Genomic DNA, 15,684 nt, shown 5'->3' with positions numbered 1-15,684 from the left:
CATGCAACAAAACAAAACATCTGTATATGTAGTAACCATAATAGCGACATTAGGCGGTCTATTATTTGGTTATGATACCGCAGTAATCTCTGGTGCAGAAAAATCAATTCAAGCATTCTTAATTGATAGTCAAGGTTTAAGTTCCTTTTTACATGGAATTACCGTTTCATCAGCGTTAATTGGCTGTATTATTGGAGGTGCAATATCTGGGTTTGTATCATCCATTTATGGCCGTAAAAAAGCATTAATTATTACAGGTATCTTATTCCTACTATCTGCGTTAGGCTCTGGAAATCCTGAGTTTTTATTTTTTGATAAAGGCACACCATCTATGGGCTTATTATGGATGTTTAATTGTTACCGTATTATAGGAGGTATAGGTGTTGGTTTAGCATCTGCAGTATGTCCCATGTATATTGGAGAAATTGCACCAGCTAATATACGTGGTAAGCTTGTTTCTTTAAATCAATTCGCGATAATTTTTGGAATGTTGGTTGTATACTTCATCAACTGGGGTATTGCAGACGGACAAACCATAGAATGGATAAATGAAATAGGTTGGAGAAGAATGTTTTTATCTGAAGCCATTCCTGCATCAATATTTGCCATCCTCATGTTTTTCATGCCCGAAACCCCTAGATATTTAGCCTTACAACATAAAGATGATGAGGCATTATCTATTCTTGCTCGCTTTAATGGCGTGGAAAAAGCAAAAGAAATTCTAAGTGATATTAAAAAATCTGTCGACACATCCTCAAAAGGAAAACTATTTTCATATAGTAAAGCTGTAATAATTGTTGGTATATTATTATCTATTTTTCAGCAGTTTGTTGGTATTAATGTCGCTTTGTACTATGCACCAAGAATTTTTGAAAGTATGGGGGCTGCCAAAGATGCATCTATGTTACAAACCATAATTATGGGGTTAATTAATGTTATTTTTACTGTGGTAGCTATTTTAACTGTTGATAAATGGGGAAGAAAGCCACTATTAATTACGGGTTCAATTGGCATGGCTATTGGCATGATTGCCATTTCTATACTAGCATTTCAAAACATTATAGGTATAGCTACACTCATATTTATTATAATTTATACAGCGTCCTTTATGATGAGTTGGGGACCTATTTGCTGGGTTCTTATCTCAGAAATATATCCAAATAAAATTAGAAGTCAAGCTATAGCTATTGCTGTTGCAGCACAATGGGCAGCAAATTTCTTTATCTCCTCTACCTACCCTCCTATGATGGAGTTTAGCAGTGGCGGAACATATTTATTTTACGGAATAATGAGTATTATTTCTGCGCTGTTTGTTTGGAAAATGGTGCCAGAAACCAAAGGAAAAACATTAGAAGAAATGGAAGAGCTTTGGAAAAAGAATTAAAAATCATTATTAAACATAACACTATAGACAAAGGGTTTTTATAAACTCAGATAACTATTATGAAAAAATTAATACTACTATTTAGTTTTACCGTCTTAGGGCTTTCAGCATTTTCAAGTCCACAAAAAACACTTCAAAATTCTGAATTAAATATTTTAGTATTTACTAAAACTGGAGCTTTTAGACATCATAGTATTTCTACAGGTATTAAAAGTATAAAAGAAATAAGTGATGAACAATTATGGCAAATGACGGCGACCGAAGATCCTTCTTTTTTTAATACGAAGTATTTAGAAAAAGTAGACGTTATTCTATTTTTAAATACCTCTGGAGATATCTTAAATAAAGCACAGAAAATTGCTTTTGAAGATTTTATAAAGCAAGGTGGTGGCTTTGTTGGTGTACATGCTGCATCAGACACCGAATATAATTGGTCTTTTTATAACGATTTGATAGGTACACAATTTAAAAATCACCCAAAAATTCAAGAAGCACGTCTAATCGTTCATAAAAATACGCAACATCCTTCCATTAATTTTTTAGAAAAAGAATGGATCACTACAGATGAATGGTATTATTTTAAAACGCCTTTAAAAACCTACTGTAATGTGCTATTAGAACTTGACGAAAACAGTATTAAAGAAAGAAAACCTTCGGGAATCCCCCACCCTATATCCTGGTACCATACCAAATTTACAGGACGTGTTTTTTATACTGGATTAGGTCATACAATACAACAATACACTAACCCTATTTTTAAAGAGCATCTAAAAAACAGTATTTTATGGGCGGGAAAAAGATATAATATTCAAACATCTAATACATGGGTAAACTTATTAGATAAAGATTTAACGATGTGGGACAAGTATATTGGTGTCCCTCATACCAGTGTGACATTACCTTTTGAATTTCCAAAAAGAAAAAATATTAAGAAAGGTAAGCCCTTGGGTTTAAATAACGATCCTTTACAAGTCTTTTCAATAATAAAAGAGAAAAAACGAGAACCAATACTAAAAGTTTCAGGTGAAATATATGGAGGATTAACCACTAAAAATATGTATCAAAATTATCACTTTAAATGTGAATTTAAATGGGGTAATAAAAAATGGGAACCTAGATTAAAAGCAAAACGAGATAACGGTATTTTATTTCATGCTACAGGGGCACATGGTACTTTCTGGAATGTATGGATGAGAAGTTTAGAGTGCCAAGTACAAGAAGATGATTTTGGTGATTTTTTCCCGTTATCTGGAACCATTGCCGATATTCCTGTTGTAAATGCGCCTAATGGTAAAGGACATGTTTATAAGGCTAATGGTGTAGAAATTACATCTTCATTTTTAGGGAAACATAAAGGAGGTCGCATTAAACGCTCTAAAAACATGGAAAAACCTCATGGAGCATGGAATACAATAGAAATATATACCGTTGGTAACAAATCCGTTTTTGTTGTTAATGGTAAAATTGTTTCGGCTTTAAAAAACACACGCTACCAACAAGAAAATAGTAATTTAGAAATTCCGCTATCTGGTGGTCGTATTCAAATACAATCTGAAGGTGCCGAAGCTTATTATAAAGCCATACAAATTAAAGGAATTGAGACTTTTCCTGAAAGTGTTTTAGAGGTTACGGGGTGGTAATTTTAAAACGATATGAAAAAGATGTTTTTTAGAATTTGTATCATGTTAATCCATCTATTATAACTAACATAGAATAGATACTTTAATGATAGTAATTACTTTGACGTTAGTAAAAATATTATAGATTTGTAGGCGAAAGAGTATTTGTAAAGAAATATACTCTGTATTATTCTTACCTCTAAGTAAAAGCTCTCAAAGGCAAAATATAATAAATGACACAAGCAAAACTATTCATATTAGGACAAGAAATAGAATTACTTTGGGTAAAGATGAAATATATCCGAGAGTATAGAAAAAATGGAAAACCCAAAACAGATGTTATGGGTGGGTTAATTAAGCTTTGTTTCCCAACAGGAAAAGATACCGACCAAATTTTACAATGGATGACTAAAGAGAACAAAGATAAAACTTGGGAAGAAATTGATAAAATGGAAAAAGGAAAAGTTTGTTTTTACGAAAATGGATTTGATTATCCTCCAACAAAAACTTATAAATTCAATGATGCCCATCTAATCTATTTTAAAGAAGTTTTCAATGCGGAAAGTGAAGAACCTATGCAAACCATTTTAACGATTTCACCTGCCATTCAAAACTACGGTGTAGACTTTATAAAACGTTGGAATGTAAGTTGGGTGCCACCAAGTGAAAGAATGCCATATCAACCAATAGAAGATCAAGAACAAAAAATAATTGCTTTCTATTATACTGATAAATACAACAATAGGGATACAAAATTAACTTACGGAGAAAAGGCATATTTAGTTTTAGAGAGCAGAAATATGATTGGTGAAATTGTTGATTTAAAATTATACACAAAAGTTATCGACTTCACATATAATAATGAACGAATAAAAAATGATATTATAGAGGAATACAAAATAAAGTCTGATACAGATAAAATTCCTGTAAGCGTAATTCCAAAAGACTATAAAGAAAAAGATTAAAATGGGAGAAAATAAATTTCAAGTTATCTACAAAAATAAGGTAGAGAAAGAGACTATTGTTCCTGTACAAAACATAGATAGAAAACTCACTGAAGAACAAAAAGAATCCAATATTGTTCGTGTTAATGAAGAAGGTACTTCATTAATGCAAGTGAAATACGAGTTTATTAGTGTTGGAGAAACAATTGCTCAAATTAAATATAATACTGCTGCTACTGTAACTAAACAAGGCACAATTGTAGTAAGTCAATTTAAACAAGAAATCTCTTCAAGAGGAGAAGAAGTTTGGTACTATAATAACTCTCATGGAACTTTTAAAGGCACTTTAGCAGAAGCTAAATTAGCATTTCCAGATGTAAACTTTGAAGGTATAAATCAACCAGAGATACAATATGTAGATAACCCAGAATTTGGACAAATGCCTATTATACCAAATTCGCAACCTTTGCAATGGGACACCATTAATGAGTACGACGGTGAAAAAGAAGGTGGACCAACAACTTGGGAAAAATGGGCAGACGCAACACAAACAGCTTTAGATGTGGTTGGTTTAATTCCAGGTGTTGGAGAGATAGCAGATTGTATTAATGGAGTTATTTCTTTATCAAGAGGTAATTATGCAGATGCTGCTTTAAGTTTTGCTGCTATGATTCCTTTTGCTGGAACCGCTGCAACTGTCACTAAACAAGCAAGAAAATTAAAAAAACTTGCCAAAACAAATAAAGAAGCTACAGAAGGAATATATGACCTAATTGTAAAAAATGGTGATGATGTCGAAAATTATATAGGTAAATCAAAAAATGTTTTCCAAAGATTTACACAACATTTTAACCCCAAAAGAGGGCAATTTGCAACCAAGACTTTAGATAAAGGCTCTATAATTCATAAAATGGATGGGGCAACAGATTATCAAATGGAAGTGGTGGAAAATTGGCTTATCTTAAAGAAACACGGAAATAATTGGCAAGATAATAGAAAACTACTAAACATTTTAAACAAAAGAAACCCTGTTGGTGGAAGGTTTGATTTAAAGTCCGATAAAGGAATAGATTTATTTATGGAAAAAGCAGAAGGCGTAATAGATAATTTTGAGAGATACGGTTTAAGAGAGTCTCTCGAACAATCATTAAAAAATATTAATTAATTATGAGATTAATAAAATTACCAACCATTATTAGAATGGTGATCGAACCTACAACCAATTTAAAAGAAGCATTTAAAATTTATAACCCTAAAAAACACTTCTTGAATTTAGAAGGGAAATTTAATAATGAAGAGTTCTTAAAAGATTTTGCTTCTATTTTTAATAAAATAGAGCAATTGTCTTTAAGTAATAGTGGTTTAGCATCAAATGATTTTGTTTATTCTTTATCAAAACTTAAAATTCTCTCTATTGGGTTTTATACAGATGTCGATACAATTATAGATATGGGAAAAGTTAATATGTTGGAGACTCTTTCTATTTCTTGGTATCCTAAAAAAATCAAAAACCTATCTCATCAAACAAAAGTAAAAGACCTTAATCTAACCCGTTATAAAGAAAAAGATTTAACCACTTTGAAATGTTTTGAAAACATTCTTGAATTATCAATGCTTGGAGGAAGTTTAAAAAGTTTAAAAGGCATTGAAAGTTTTAATAATCTAGAAATTTTAAAACTTACAGATTTAAGGAGTCTTGACAATATCTCCCACATCTCTAGTTTAAACAATATAAAAAAAATAAATTTTGATAGTTTATATAAATTAAGCGATTTTAGTCCTTTGGGAGAAATAGAAAAACTTGAGGATTTAGAAATAATAGATTGCAAAAAGTTGGCCTCAATTAAGTTTGTTAAAAATCTTTCAAATTTAAATAGGCTTGTTACTTTGGGAACGACAATTATAAATGATTTTGACACAACACCAGCAAAAGATGTTCCTATATTTTTTGGTAGTCGAGCAAGTAGTAAATATAACGTTGAATATCCCGAAAAGGAAATATTAAATTAAGATTAGTACTTAATTCAATTAATTATACTGCTGATATAGAGAATGTTTTACAATGATTAAGATATAAAACTAAGAGGCAGTCAACTTGCAACTGCCTCTCTTTTATATATTTATTTAATACTGTTCAATTATTGAACAATCAATTTTTTCATTATAGCTTTTTTTACAGCATTCTGAATCTTAATATAATATACACCACTTGTAAGCCTTACTTGCTCTGTATTAATTGTTATATTAGATTGCTCAACATACTTTTTTATAAATATTGCTTTTCCTGTTATATCAAATACAGTGACACTCACATCTGAAACTTCAGCTAATTCAATATTAAGATTTCCTTTTTCAAATGGATTAGGATAGATACGTACTTCTTCTATCTGAGAAGTATCCTTAATAACATTGGATTTAGCGGTTGATCTGCGTCCACTATTAACTATTCCCCACGTAAAAGTTTCCCAGTCTCCTATTGAGTTAGAATGAGCCTGAACTGGCTTAGTTGATTTACTATTATCAACCCAAACAAACTTGTTATTTATTTTAGCCTTAAGAGCCACTTTATTTGTCCCTTGACTCGTCCATGTGTATAGTTGTCTGTTAAAAATACCAGAAGATCCTGCACGCAAAGAGTTTCCACTATTATTAATTACTTGTACATATTTATTATTTTCAATATTCTTTAAAGCAACAAACTCGTTTCCTGCATCTACAACTTCAAATTGTCCACCAGAATTAAGATTATTTTCTGTGGCTTGTAAATTATTTCCTGAAGCTCTGGCTACATATTTATCTCCATATGATTTTAACCAGATAGTACTTCCTAGAGGTATTCCGCTTGTAGCAGTTTCTTCCGTAACTGTTATATTGAAAATAGCAGTTTTATTACCATCAGAAGTCCTTACTGTTATAACAGCCACACCTTGGCTTTGAGCAGTAACCACTCCACTTGAATTTACAGTAGCTACCGAAGTATTATTAGAGCTCCAAGTAACGGTTTTATTTGTAGCATTACTGGGTAATACATTAACATTTAACATAGTAGTCGCTCCTTCAGCAATTGATGTTGATGTTGGAGATACTGTTACTCCCGTAACACTTACTTGTGTAGAATTCAATGGATTTACGGTAACAACACAACTTGCAGTTTTATTACCATCGGCTGTTCTTATAGTAATGATTGCAGTTCCTACCTGTTTTCCCAGAACTGCTCCTATAGGAGTTACAGTACATACTCTAGTATTACTTGATGTCCATGTATATGATTTATCTGTAGCATTAAATGGTAAAACTTTAGGTATCACCATTTCAGACTCTCTTTGTCTCAATGTTAATGTATTTCTAGATAACGTAACATTAGAAACAGGTATAGCATTTGTGGAAGACACGCTACCAAATACTTTAATATCATCGGCATTTATTTTCCAGTTTTTATTTCCATTCCAAGCATAAACTCTAGAACTGTAACTATTGGGTCCAGTTGTAAAATATCCGCTTTTTTCATTGTACGAAGGATTGTTAAATTTAAGTGCTACGTTTTTACCATCATGTTCGTTTGCTCCAATATAAATTTGCTGGTCTGCACCACCTGTTTTAGCCCAAGCAGATAACGTATATACAGTATTGGGATCAACCCTTATAATTTGAGCTGCTGTACCTGCACCATCAAAATAAACTGATTTGCTACCAGAATGCGCATTATTAGAAACAACACTAGCATTACCTTTACTATCTTCCCAATCATTTAAATTTCCAGATTCAAAACCTGAATCTGATACAATATTATCTGTTATAGGATCTGTTATTGTAACTATACAAGCATCTGTTTTATTACCGTCAATAGATTTAACAGTAATAGTTGCTGTACCTTTTTTTAGTGCTGTAACGACACCTCCTCCAGAAACTTTAGCAACACTAGTGTTACTTGAAGTCCATCTAACAGATTGATTTGTTGCATTAAAAGGAAATACTTCTTTGGTTAAAAATCCTTTTTGTCCCTTTTGCATTTTTAAAGTAGGATTAGAAACCTTAACACGTGTTACTGGACCAGGTGTTGAAAGTTCTTTTTGCCAAACTCTTAAATACTGTACTTCATAATCTGCAGGTAAATCTGCTTGAGATGGGTTCCCTTGCCATGGGAAGGTTTCATTATCAAGCCATAACCATATAGGCTGGTCCATAATCCAATTATCTCCCATTTCATCCTTTGTAACATGTCTCATCAGTTGACCATCTACAAAAATTTTAATGTACTCAGGATCCCATTCGCAACCATATACGTGAAAATCATCAGCAAACCTAAAGGGCATTTGTTTTTTCCCTGTCCAAATGGTAGGACCACCACCTTGGCTCCAATCATGAATAGAACTCCATAGCTCGGTTTCTAACTTCTCTTTATTAGGTAAAGAAGGTTTTCCATTATTCTCAAAAATATCTAATTCACAACCTTTGCCCGTAGCCCAAAACGAACTTTGAATAGATATGTTTGCACTTTTAGATTTTATCTCCATGTAACCATAAAGAAATTGTTTTCTGGTAACAACCGCCGAAACTGTAATATTTTCATATTTAGTTCCATCTCTTTGTGGTGTTGTTGAAAACTCAAAGTCTGGTTCCCATCGAGTTTGCAATTTAAGGCTTCCATTTTCTTGTCGGGCATTATCTGGTGAAAACTGAGAAGGCGCTCTTCCAATCCAATTGGACCTATATTCTCCATTTCTTCCTTGAAGTAAAAACTTTGTTTCGTCAATAGTTCCCTCTTCAAATTCATCACTAAGGTCTTGATTTAAAATCCAGCCTCCAGAATTGCTTGGATCTGTAAATGGGTTTTGAGCAAATGTAGAGTAGCTACTCATTACTAAAATTATGCTAAGCATAAATACTTGCATAAAAATTTGGTGTTTAAATTTTTTCATAACTTAAATTAATTATTAGTTTAGTTTCATATTACATAAAAAAAAACGTAACACGCTGGTAATATGATTCTCACAAATTACAAATAAATATTTTATGAACAAACTTTGTTTCCGTTTAATGATTTTTATCAACTAAATACTTAAGAAAAAATTGGTCTTCTATATGTGTATATGCAGTCAATCAATTTTGAAGATGAATAATACTTACTTTTAATAAAATTCGAAACTATCACCCATAACAGAATTTTATAATAAGATAAAAAAAGCTATCTATAAGGTAATATAGTCTTATAAACAACTTCCTTGAATTCATATTTTTACCGCAAAATTTAAAACTATGAAATTAAAATTACTATCCCTAGCCCTACTATTAAATTGTGTTATACAATTGTTTGCCCAAACACCTGTAAAATTAAGTACAGGACAATTTGGATTTGCAGAAGGTCCTGTTTGGGATCGCTCAGACAATATTTACTTTTCAGATATTTCTGGAAGAATTGTTGAAAAATACTCTGTAACTAATAATACATTTACCACTGCTTTTAACATAACTTCACCTGCAAGGACTAATGGTCTAATGTTTAATAAAGATCTAGAATTAATAGTGTGCGACTTTAGAGACGGAAATATAACTAGAAGAAATATTTCTGGAACTATATTAGAAACTTTTACAACTGGTCTTACCAACCCTAATGACTTGTGTATTGATAAAAAAGAAGGTGTTTATATAACAAGTCCTGGTACATTTAATGGGATTCGAACAAAAGAAATTTATTATATAAGCCCTGGGCCTACTAGAACAGCTACATTAGTAGATAATACTATTGACTTCCCTAACGGTATCCTAATTTCTAACAATGGAAAAAGTTTGTTTGTAAGTGATTCTGGAAGTTACAATATTTATAAATTCGACATAGATCTTAACACTGGATTAATTAGCAACAAAGTTGTTTTTGCGACATTAACAGATACAGATAACACAGATATTAATTCTAGAGCTGATGGAATGGCTTTAGACACAAATGGTAACTTATATGTGGCTAACAAAAAATCTATACAAGTATTTAATACTTCTGGAACATTAACAAACACTATTAATTTCACAGAAAACCCAACTAACTGTACTTTTGGAGGAGCTAGCTTAAATACACTTTATGTTACAACTCCTAATGACTTATACAGTGTTAGCTTACCTGCTGTTACTGGCTTCCAACATCCTTTCGACTTACCTGATCCAAGTTTATCTGTAAGCGATAGTTCAAAACTTTCTTTTAATGTATTTCCAGTTCCAAGTAATAACCATAAAGTAAATATTACTGTTGGAAATACTGAGATTGAAAAAATTAGTCTTTATAATGAATTAGGTCAAAAAATAGAAGATTCTAAATTCGAAAAAACAAACAACTTAGTACAAGTTAGTTTAAATTCAATCCTTAAAAGTGGTCTATATTTTTTATCAATAAAAACGAATAAAGGCGTTGCTACTGAAAGAGTTATTTTAAAATAAAATATAAACTATTATTGCATATTATTTAAATAAAAGAAACTCCAATAGTTCTATCTGTTGGAGTTTCTTTTATTTAAAAAAGTATCCAAAGTTACTTATATTGTTATTTTATAAACTCATCTTGACTTTGTTAACCGAAAATGAGTCAAAATTTGTTCAGATAAAGCTGCTTTTAAAGATCATAGCATCGCTACGCATGAAAAAATAACTGAAATATGGACAAATTTTGGACATTTTTTAGAAAATAGAAAAAGTCAAGATAAGTTTTATATAAAATGTATTTTAAAACAACTACGTTTTCATCTAAAAAATAATTACATAAATTTATCGTCTTTATAAACAAAGGGATATACTACAGATATATAATATCTCATAGGTTTAGTTTTGAAGATTTTCAGCTTAAATCTAGAGAAGAACTTATTTCATTATTTTCTCATCAAGAAAAAATAATAGTTAAATTTATACATCATTAAAATACTTACTATAATGAACATATTACTTCAAATTAATTAACTATCTGTTTTTCAAATCAGAAAATCACATACCTCATTATTCTCAACAAATAAACGTTTATTAGATACCTCCCTTATTAATAATTCAATTAAGTTCTAGTATTTTTTTCGGAATAAAGCAAAACATAAATTTGTAAATCAATAGGTATAACACTTAAATTTAGCACTATACCTATTAATAAATAAAATACTATAATTTAATAAGAAGATCCAGTTACACTAGTTCCTGGCGATGTATCGGGAAGAGATGCAGAATAACAAACTTGAACATAATTTTTTGTTCTATAATCTTTACTCCAATAAACTCCCACAATACCTACCTGAGCCTGAACTTTCGTAGTATAAGGGAATTTATTTGTGTGAATAACCCATTCCCAACCATGACTACCTCCAAGATTATCACCTTGAGGTAATGAAGGATTGGCATATACTCCAACAAAATCATCGTCTCCTGCTATAGTTGCACTGCAATTTAATACAATATACCCGTCGTTGTTTACAGACATCGTAACTGTATCACGCAATGCAATACCATTTCCAGCAACTGTATCTACTATCGAATCTGTTGATACAGCATTTGCTTCTAGCCTAGCTTTTTTATCCTCAGCAGTTTCAACTCCTGCTATTTCGCTTTTTTTAACTTCTAAAACATCGTTTAAAATACTCATAATAAAATTATTTACAAAAGTGATCGCGTACTCTCTTGATGGCTTTTCTGCTACCGCCCATTCGCAAAATCATTTACTTTTAGCGAACAGTGCAAATCTAGAGTACCTATATATCATACTTTAGCGAACTTTTATCTGTTTATATAATCAGGGATAAACACCTACTTTATTGTTCTACTTCTATGATTAAATTACTCAATTACAATGTAAAATCAGTAATTAATCCAAGTATTAAAAAATAATATATGATTAGATTTCTAATACTTGTAAAAGTATATCAACAAAAGATCAACCGAAAATAGAGTACTTCGTGCTAGGGAATAATGATACTAGAAAGCTTATTTAAACTTCTACATACAATATATCTCTTAATTTGTTATTTATACAAGTAAAAAACTTAGTTTCTAAAATCGTAGATATAGTTTTAATCTATTACTTCTCCATAAAGATCAAAATCTTCAGCTTCAGTAATTTTTACCGTAGTGAATTCACCTGTTTTTAGATAGGTTTTAGTAGCATCAATAAGCACTTCATTATCAACATCTGGAGAATCGAACTCTGTACGCCCAATAAAATAATTACCCTCTTTTCTATCAATAATAACCTTAAAGGTTTCTCCTATTTTTTGTTGATTCAATTCCCAAGAAATTTGAGATTGAATTTCCATAATTTCGTTAGCTCGTTGTATTTTAACTTCTTCAGGAATATCATCTTCTAAATTATAAGCATGCGTGTTTTCTTCATGACTGTAAGTAAAGCAACCTAAACGCTCAAAACGCATCTCTTGTACCCATTGCTTAAGCGTTTGAAAATCTTCTTCAGTTTCTCCTGGGTATCCAACTATAAGTGTTGTTCTTATAGTCATATTTGGAACTTTCGCTCTAAACTCTTTTAATAATTTTGTCGTTTTTTCCTTTGTTGTACCACGTCGCATACTTTTAAGTATACTATCTGAGATGTGCTGTAATGGAATATCTAAATAATTACAAATCTTAGGTTCTTTGTTCATTATATCTAGCACATCCATTGGAAATCCAGTTGGAAATGCATAATGTAAACGAATCCACTCAATACCTTCAACTTTAACAAGGGCTTCTAATAATTCTGCTAAATTTCTTTTTTTATATAAATCTAACCCATAATAAGTTAAATCCTGAGCTATTAATATAAGTTCTTTAACGCCTTTAGCAGCTAGCTTTTCAGCTTCTATAACAATTTCTTCTATAGGCGTACTTCTGTGTTTACCTCTCATAATTGGTATAGCACAAAACGAACATGGTCTATCACAACCTTCTGCTATTTTTAAATAAGCATAGTTTTTTGGAGTTGTTGTTAAACGCTCACCTATTAATTCATGTCTATAGTCTGCTCCTAAGGCTTTTAGTAATCCTGGTAACTCTGTTGTTCCAAAATACTCATCGACATTAGGTATTTCCTTAACTAAGTCTGGTTTATAACGTTCACTTAAACATCCTGTTACAAAAACCTTATCTACTTCTCCTTCTTCTTTTTTCTGAACATATTCCAGAATTGTATTCACACTTTCCTCTTTGGCATTATTAATAAATCCACATGTATTAATAACAACTATATTACCTTCTTCTTCATGTGCCACATCCTTACCACTAGCTTTAAGTTGTCCCATGAGAACTTCGCTATCGTAAACATTTTTGCTACATCCTAACGTGACTACGTTGATTTTGTTTTTTTTAAGAGTTTTTGTGCGCATACTATTTTTCCTTATAAATAGGAATTTTTATTAATTAATGAAACTAAATTCAAAGCGCAAAGATACAACCTTAATTAAACCTTTTAAATAGTTAACCATCTTAAATAAAAACCTGCCTTATGAAAAAAATAATTTTATTCTTTTTCTTCTTTTTTTTAATGTGGTTCAAATGATAATTTTAATGATCAAGTAAACTGATAAAAGTGAAATTTATTTTTCTCCTTTAAATTCTAACGCTTGGAAAACGAAATCTATTTTCAGATTTAAACTGGAATCCAAATTGAAGTCCAATGAAAATTGATTACTAATGTGCTTGATAATATGTATGACGCTTTTGGAAAAATGACCAAAAATATATGTTGTTCCTAACAAGAAACTAGTGATTATAAGGATAGAACAAAATACAAATAACTTTAATTTTTCCTTATCAAATTTTGACAATGATTTATGAAAAAAAATTAATATGCAAATTGATTAGTCTCTATAAAGAGAGAGACTACTTAATGCTTTATTTTATTTAAAGAATGAATCGACAAACTCAAATTTATTGAACACCTGTAAATCTTCTATCCCCTCTCCTACACCAATATACTTTACAGGAATTTTAAATTGATCTGAAATACCTATGACAACGCCTCCTTTTGCTGTTCCGTCAAGCTTAGTCACCGCTAAAGAAGTTACTTCCGTTGCTGCTGTGAATTGCTTCGCTTGTTCGAAAGCATTTTGGCCTGTGGAACCATCTAAAACTAGTAAAACATCATGAGGAGCATCTCCAACTACTTTTTGCATTACTCGTTTTACTTTTGTAAGCTCATTCATTAAGTTTACTTTATTATGTAAACGTCCTGCCGTATCTATGATAATAACATCTGCATCTTGATTGGCTCCCGATTGTAAAGCATCAAAAGCTACCGATGCAGGGTCACTCCCCATTTCTTGTCTAATCATAGGCACATCTACTCTATCTGCCCAAACTTGAAGTTGATCTATAGCTGCAGCTCTAAAAGTATCGGCTGCTCCAAGTACAACTTTTAAACCTTGTTTCTTAAACTGATAAGCTAATTTCCCTATTGTAGTCGTTTTACCAACACCATTTACTCCAACTACCATTAAAACATAAGGTGTTTTATTTCCATCTACTTGCTTAGGTAAATCAGGTATTCTGTATTCTGTTTCTTCTCCAGTATTAGTTTCACTTAATAAACTGGCTATTTCTTCACGAAGGATTTGATTTAGTTCGTCTGTACCTAAGTACTTATCTTTTGCAACACGTGCTTCAATACGATCAATAATTTTAAGTGTTGTATTTACTCCAACATCACTAGACACTAATATTTCTTCAAGACTATCTAAAACATCATCATCGACTTTAGATTTTCCAGCTACTGCTTTACTTAATTTCCCAAAGAAACTGGATTTAGTTTTTTCTAATCCTTTATCTAATGTTTCCTTTTTTTCTGAAGAAAATATTTTTTTAAAAAAACTCATTTTTTAAAGTTATTTGTTGGTGCGTTATTTATATCTAACTTAATAAAAAGTATTACAATTAAAAGGGTGTAACAAAGAACTACCTCATATAGTAACTACTAATTTATTACTGTCAATTTCCTTACCACTCTTTTCTTTCTGCTATAATGGCAGAAAACTATTCAAATATAAATATAAAAAAGCTGCTTTCGTAATGAAAGCAGCTTTTAATATATTGATATATACTCTTTTAGTTTTTACTAAAAAAGTCTTTAACTTCTTCTGGATTCATGATTGACTCAACAAACATATAAGCTCCAGTTTTTGGAGACTTGACCATTTTTATAGCTTTTGCTAATCTTTTAGATCCTGTTTGTAACGATGCTACTGATTTCTTTGCCATGACTTTGTACTTTAATTGACTTTTTTTATATGCAAAAAATGCCTAAATTATTTAATTTCTTTGTGAACTGTCATACGCTTTAAAATTGGATTAAATTTCTTTATTTCCATTCTATCTGGCGTATTCTTTTTATTCTTAGTAGTAATGTATCTTGAAGTACCTGATTTACCAGATTCTTTATGTTCTGTACATTCTAATATTACTTGTATTCTATTACCTTTCTTTGCCATTTCTTTTACTTTTAAATACAGCTATTATTTTAAAAATCCTTTAGATTTTGCATCTTTAATTGCTGCAGAAATACCTATTTTGTTAATAGTTTTTAAAGCAGATGTTGAAACCTTTAAAGTTATCCAGCTATCTTCTTCTGGAATGTAAAAACGTTTCTTTACTAAATTCGCATTAAATTTGCGTTTAGTTCTATTTAATGCATGAGACACGTTGTTTCCAACCATTGCCTTCTTTCCTGTTAGTTCACAAACTCTTGACATTATTTTAACTTTAAATTTTTAATGTTTAAAAACGAGGTGCA

General features: G+C 30.9%; 13 protein-coding genes. 6 read left to right on the top strand and 7 right to left on the bottom strand.

Annotated features, from left to right (window positions below; genetic code table 11):
- Nucleotide 1: 1 nt before the first annotated feature.
- The 5 genes from xylE (at nucleotide 2) to A8C32_RS05680 (ending at nucleotide 5,957) form a co-directional block, all read left to right on the top strand.
- Entirely contained in the window at nucleotides 2–1,384 is a 1,383-nt protein-coding gene (gene xylE, locus A8C32_RS05700; protein ID WP_069829478.1) for a D-xylose transporter XylE, read from the top strand.
- Between the two features lie 59 nt (nucleotides 1,385–1,443).
- Nucleotides 1,444–3,024 carry a ThuA domain-containing protein gene (locus A8C32_RS19805; protein WP_083253263.1) on the top strand — a complete coding sequence of 527 codons (1,581 nt, stop codon included), beginning with the start codon at nucleotides 1,444–1,446 and terminating at the stop codon, nucleotides 3,022–3,024.
- Nucleotides 3,025–3,236: 212 nt separating this feature from the next.
- On the top strand, nucleotides 3,237–3,968 hold the full coding sequence (tssD, locus tag A8C32_RS05690; RefSeq protein WP_069829477.1) for a type VI secretion system tube protein TssD: 732 nt from the start codon (nucleotides 3,237–3,239) through the stop codon (nucleotides 3,966–3,968).
- Nucleotide 3,969: 1 nt separating this feature from the next.
- On the top strand, nucleotides 3,970–5,112 hold the full coding sequence (locus tag A8C32_RS05685) for a GIY-YIG nuclease family protein (RefSeq protein WP_069829476.1): 1,143 nt from the start codon (nucleotides 3,970–3,972) through the stop codon (nucleotides 5,110–5,112).
- 2 nt (nucleotides 5,113–5,114) lie between these two features.
- Nucleotides 5,115–5,957, top strand: coding sequence for a hypothetical protein (locus A8C32_RS05680; RefSeq protein ID WP_069829475.1), 843 nt, complete (start codon nucleotides 5,115–5,117; stop codon nucleotides 5,955–5,957).
- Between the two features lie 128 nt (nucleotides 5,958–6,085).
- On the opposite strand, the gene A8C32_RS05675 is transcribed toward A8C32_RS05680, so the two are convergent.
- Nucleotides 6,086–8,866, bottom strand: a complete 2,781-nt coding sequence (locus tag A8C32_RS05675) for an Ig-like domain-containing protein (protein ID WP_069829474.1) — start codon at nucleotides 8,864–8,866, stop codon at nucleotides 6,086–6,088.
- A 337-nt stretch (nucleotides 8,867–9,203) separates the two neighbouring features.
- On the opposite strand from A8C32_RS05675, the gene A8C32_RS05670 reads away from it, so the two are divergent.
- Nucleotides 9,204–10,373 (top strand): SMP-30/gluconolactonase/LRE family protein, encoded by a 1,170-nt coding sequence (locus A8C32_RS05670; protein ID WP_069829473.1) that lies wholly within the window; start codon nucleotides 9,204–9,206, stop codon nucleotides 10,371–10,373.
- Between the two features lie 709 nt (nucleotides 10,374–11,082).
- Here the strand turns inward: A8C32_RS05670 and A8C32_RS05665 are convergent.
- From A8C32_RS05665 to rpmB, 6 genes are all read right to left on the bottom strand, one after another.
- On the bottom strand, nucleotides 11,083–11,553 hold the full coding sequence (locus A8C32_RS05665; RefSeq protein WP_069829472.1) for a hypothetical protein: 471 nt from the start codon (nucleotides 11,551–11,553) through the stop codon (nucleotides 11,083–11,085).
- 424 nt (nucleotides 11,554–11,977) lie between these two features.
- The gene (gene rimO / locus A8C32_RS05660; protein ID WP_069829471.1) at nucleotides 11,978–13,282 is read right to left on the bottom strand and encodes a 30S ribosomal protein S12 methylthiotransferase RimO; all 1,305 of its coding nucleotides are present in this window, start codon (nucleotides 13,280–13,282) and stop codon (nucleotides 11,978–11,980) included.
- Between the two features lie 513 nt (nucleotides 13,283–13,795).
- Entirely contained in the window at nucleotides 13,796–14,770 is a 975-nt protein-coding gene (gene ftsY / locus A8C32_RS05655; protein WP_069829470.1) for a signal recognition particle-docking protein FtsY, read from the bottom strand.
- A gap of 229 nt (nucleotides 14,771–14,999) precedes the next feature.
- Complete coding sequence (locus A8C32_RS05650; RefSeq protein ID WP_069829469.1) at nucleotides 15,000–15,152, bottom strand: DUF4295 domain-containing protein; 153 nt, start codon at nucleotides 15,150–15,152, stop codon at nucleotides 15,000–15,002.
- Between the two features lie 47 nt (nucleotides 15,153–15,199).
- Complete coding sequence (gene rpmG, locus A8C32_RS05645) at nucleotides 15,200–15,382, bottom strand: 50S ribosomal protein L33 (RefSeq protein WP_069829468.1); 183 nt, start codon at nucleotides 15,380–15,382, stop codon at nucleotides 15,200–15,202.
- 24 nt (nucleotides 15,383–15,406) lie between these two features.
- Nucleotides 15,407–15,643, bottom strand: coding sequence for a 50S ribosomal protein L28 (gene rpmB, locus A8C32_RS05640; protein WP_069829467.1), 237 nt, complete (start codon nucleotides 15,641–15,643; stop codon nucleotides 15,407–15,409).
- Between the last annotated feature and the right edge of the window lie 41 nt (nucleotides 15,644–15,684).

Origin of the sequence: Flavivirga aquatica, from assembly GCF_001747085.1 — a bacterium.
Lineage (GTDB): Bacteria > Bacteroidota > Bacteroidia > Flavobacteriales > Flavobacteriaceae > Algibacter_C > Algibacter_C aquatica.
Note: the sequence above shows the minus strand (reverse complement) of the source record. Positions and strands in the feature narration are given on the sequence as shown.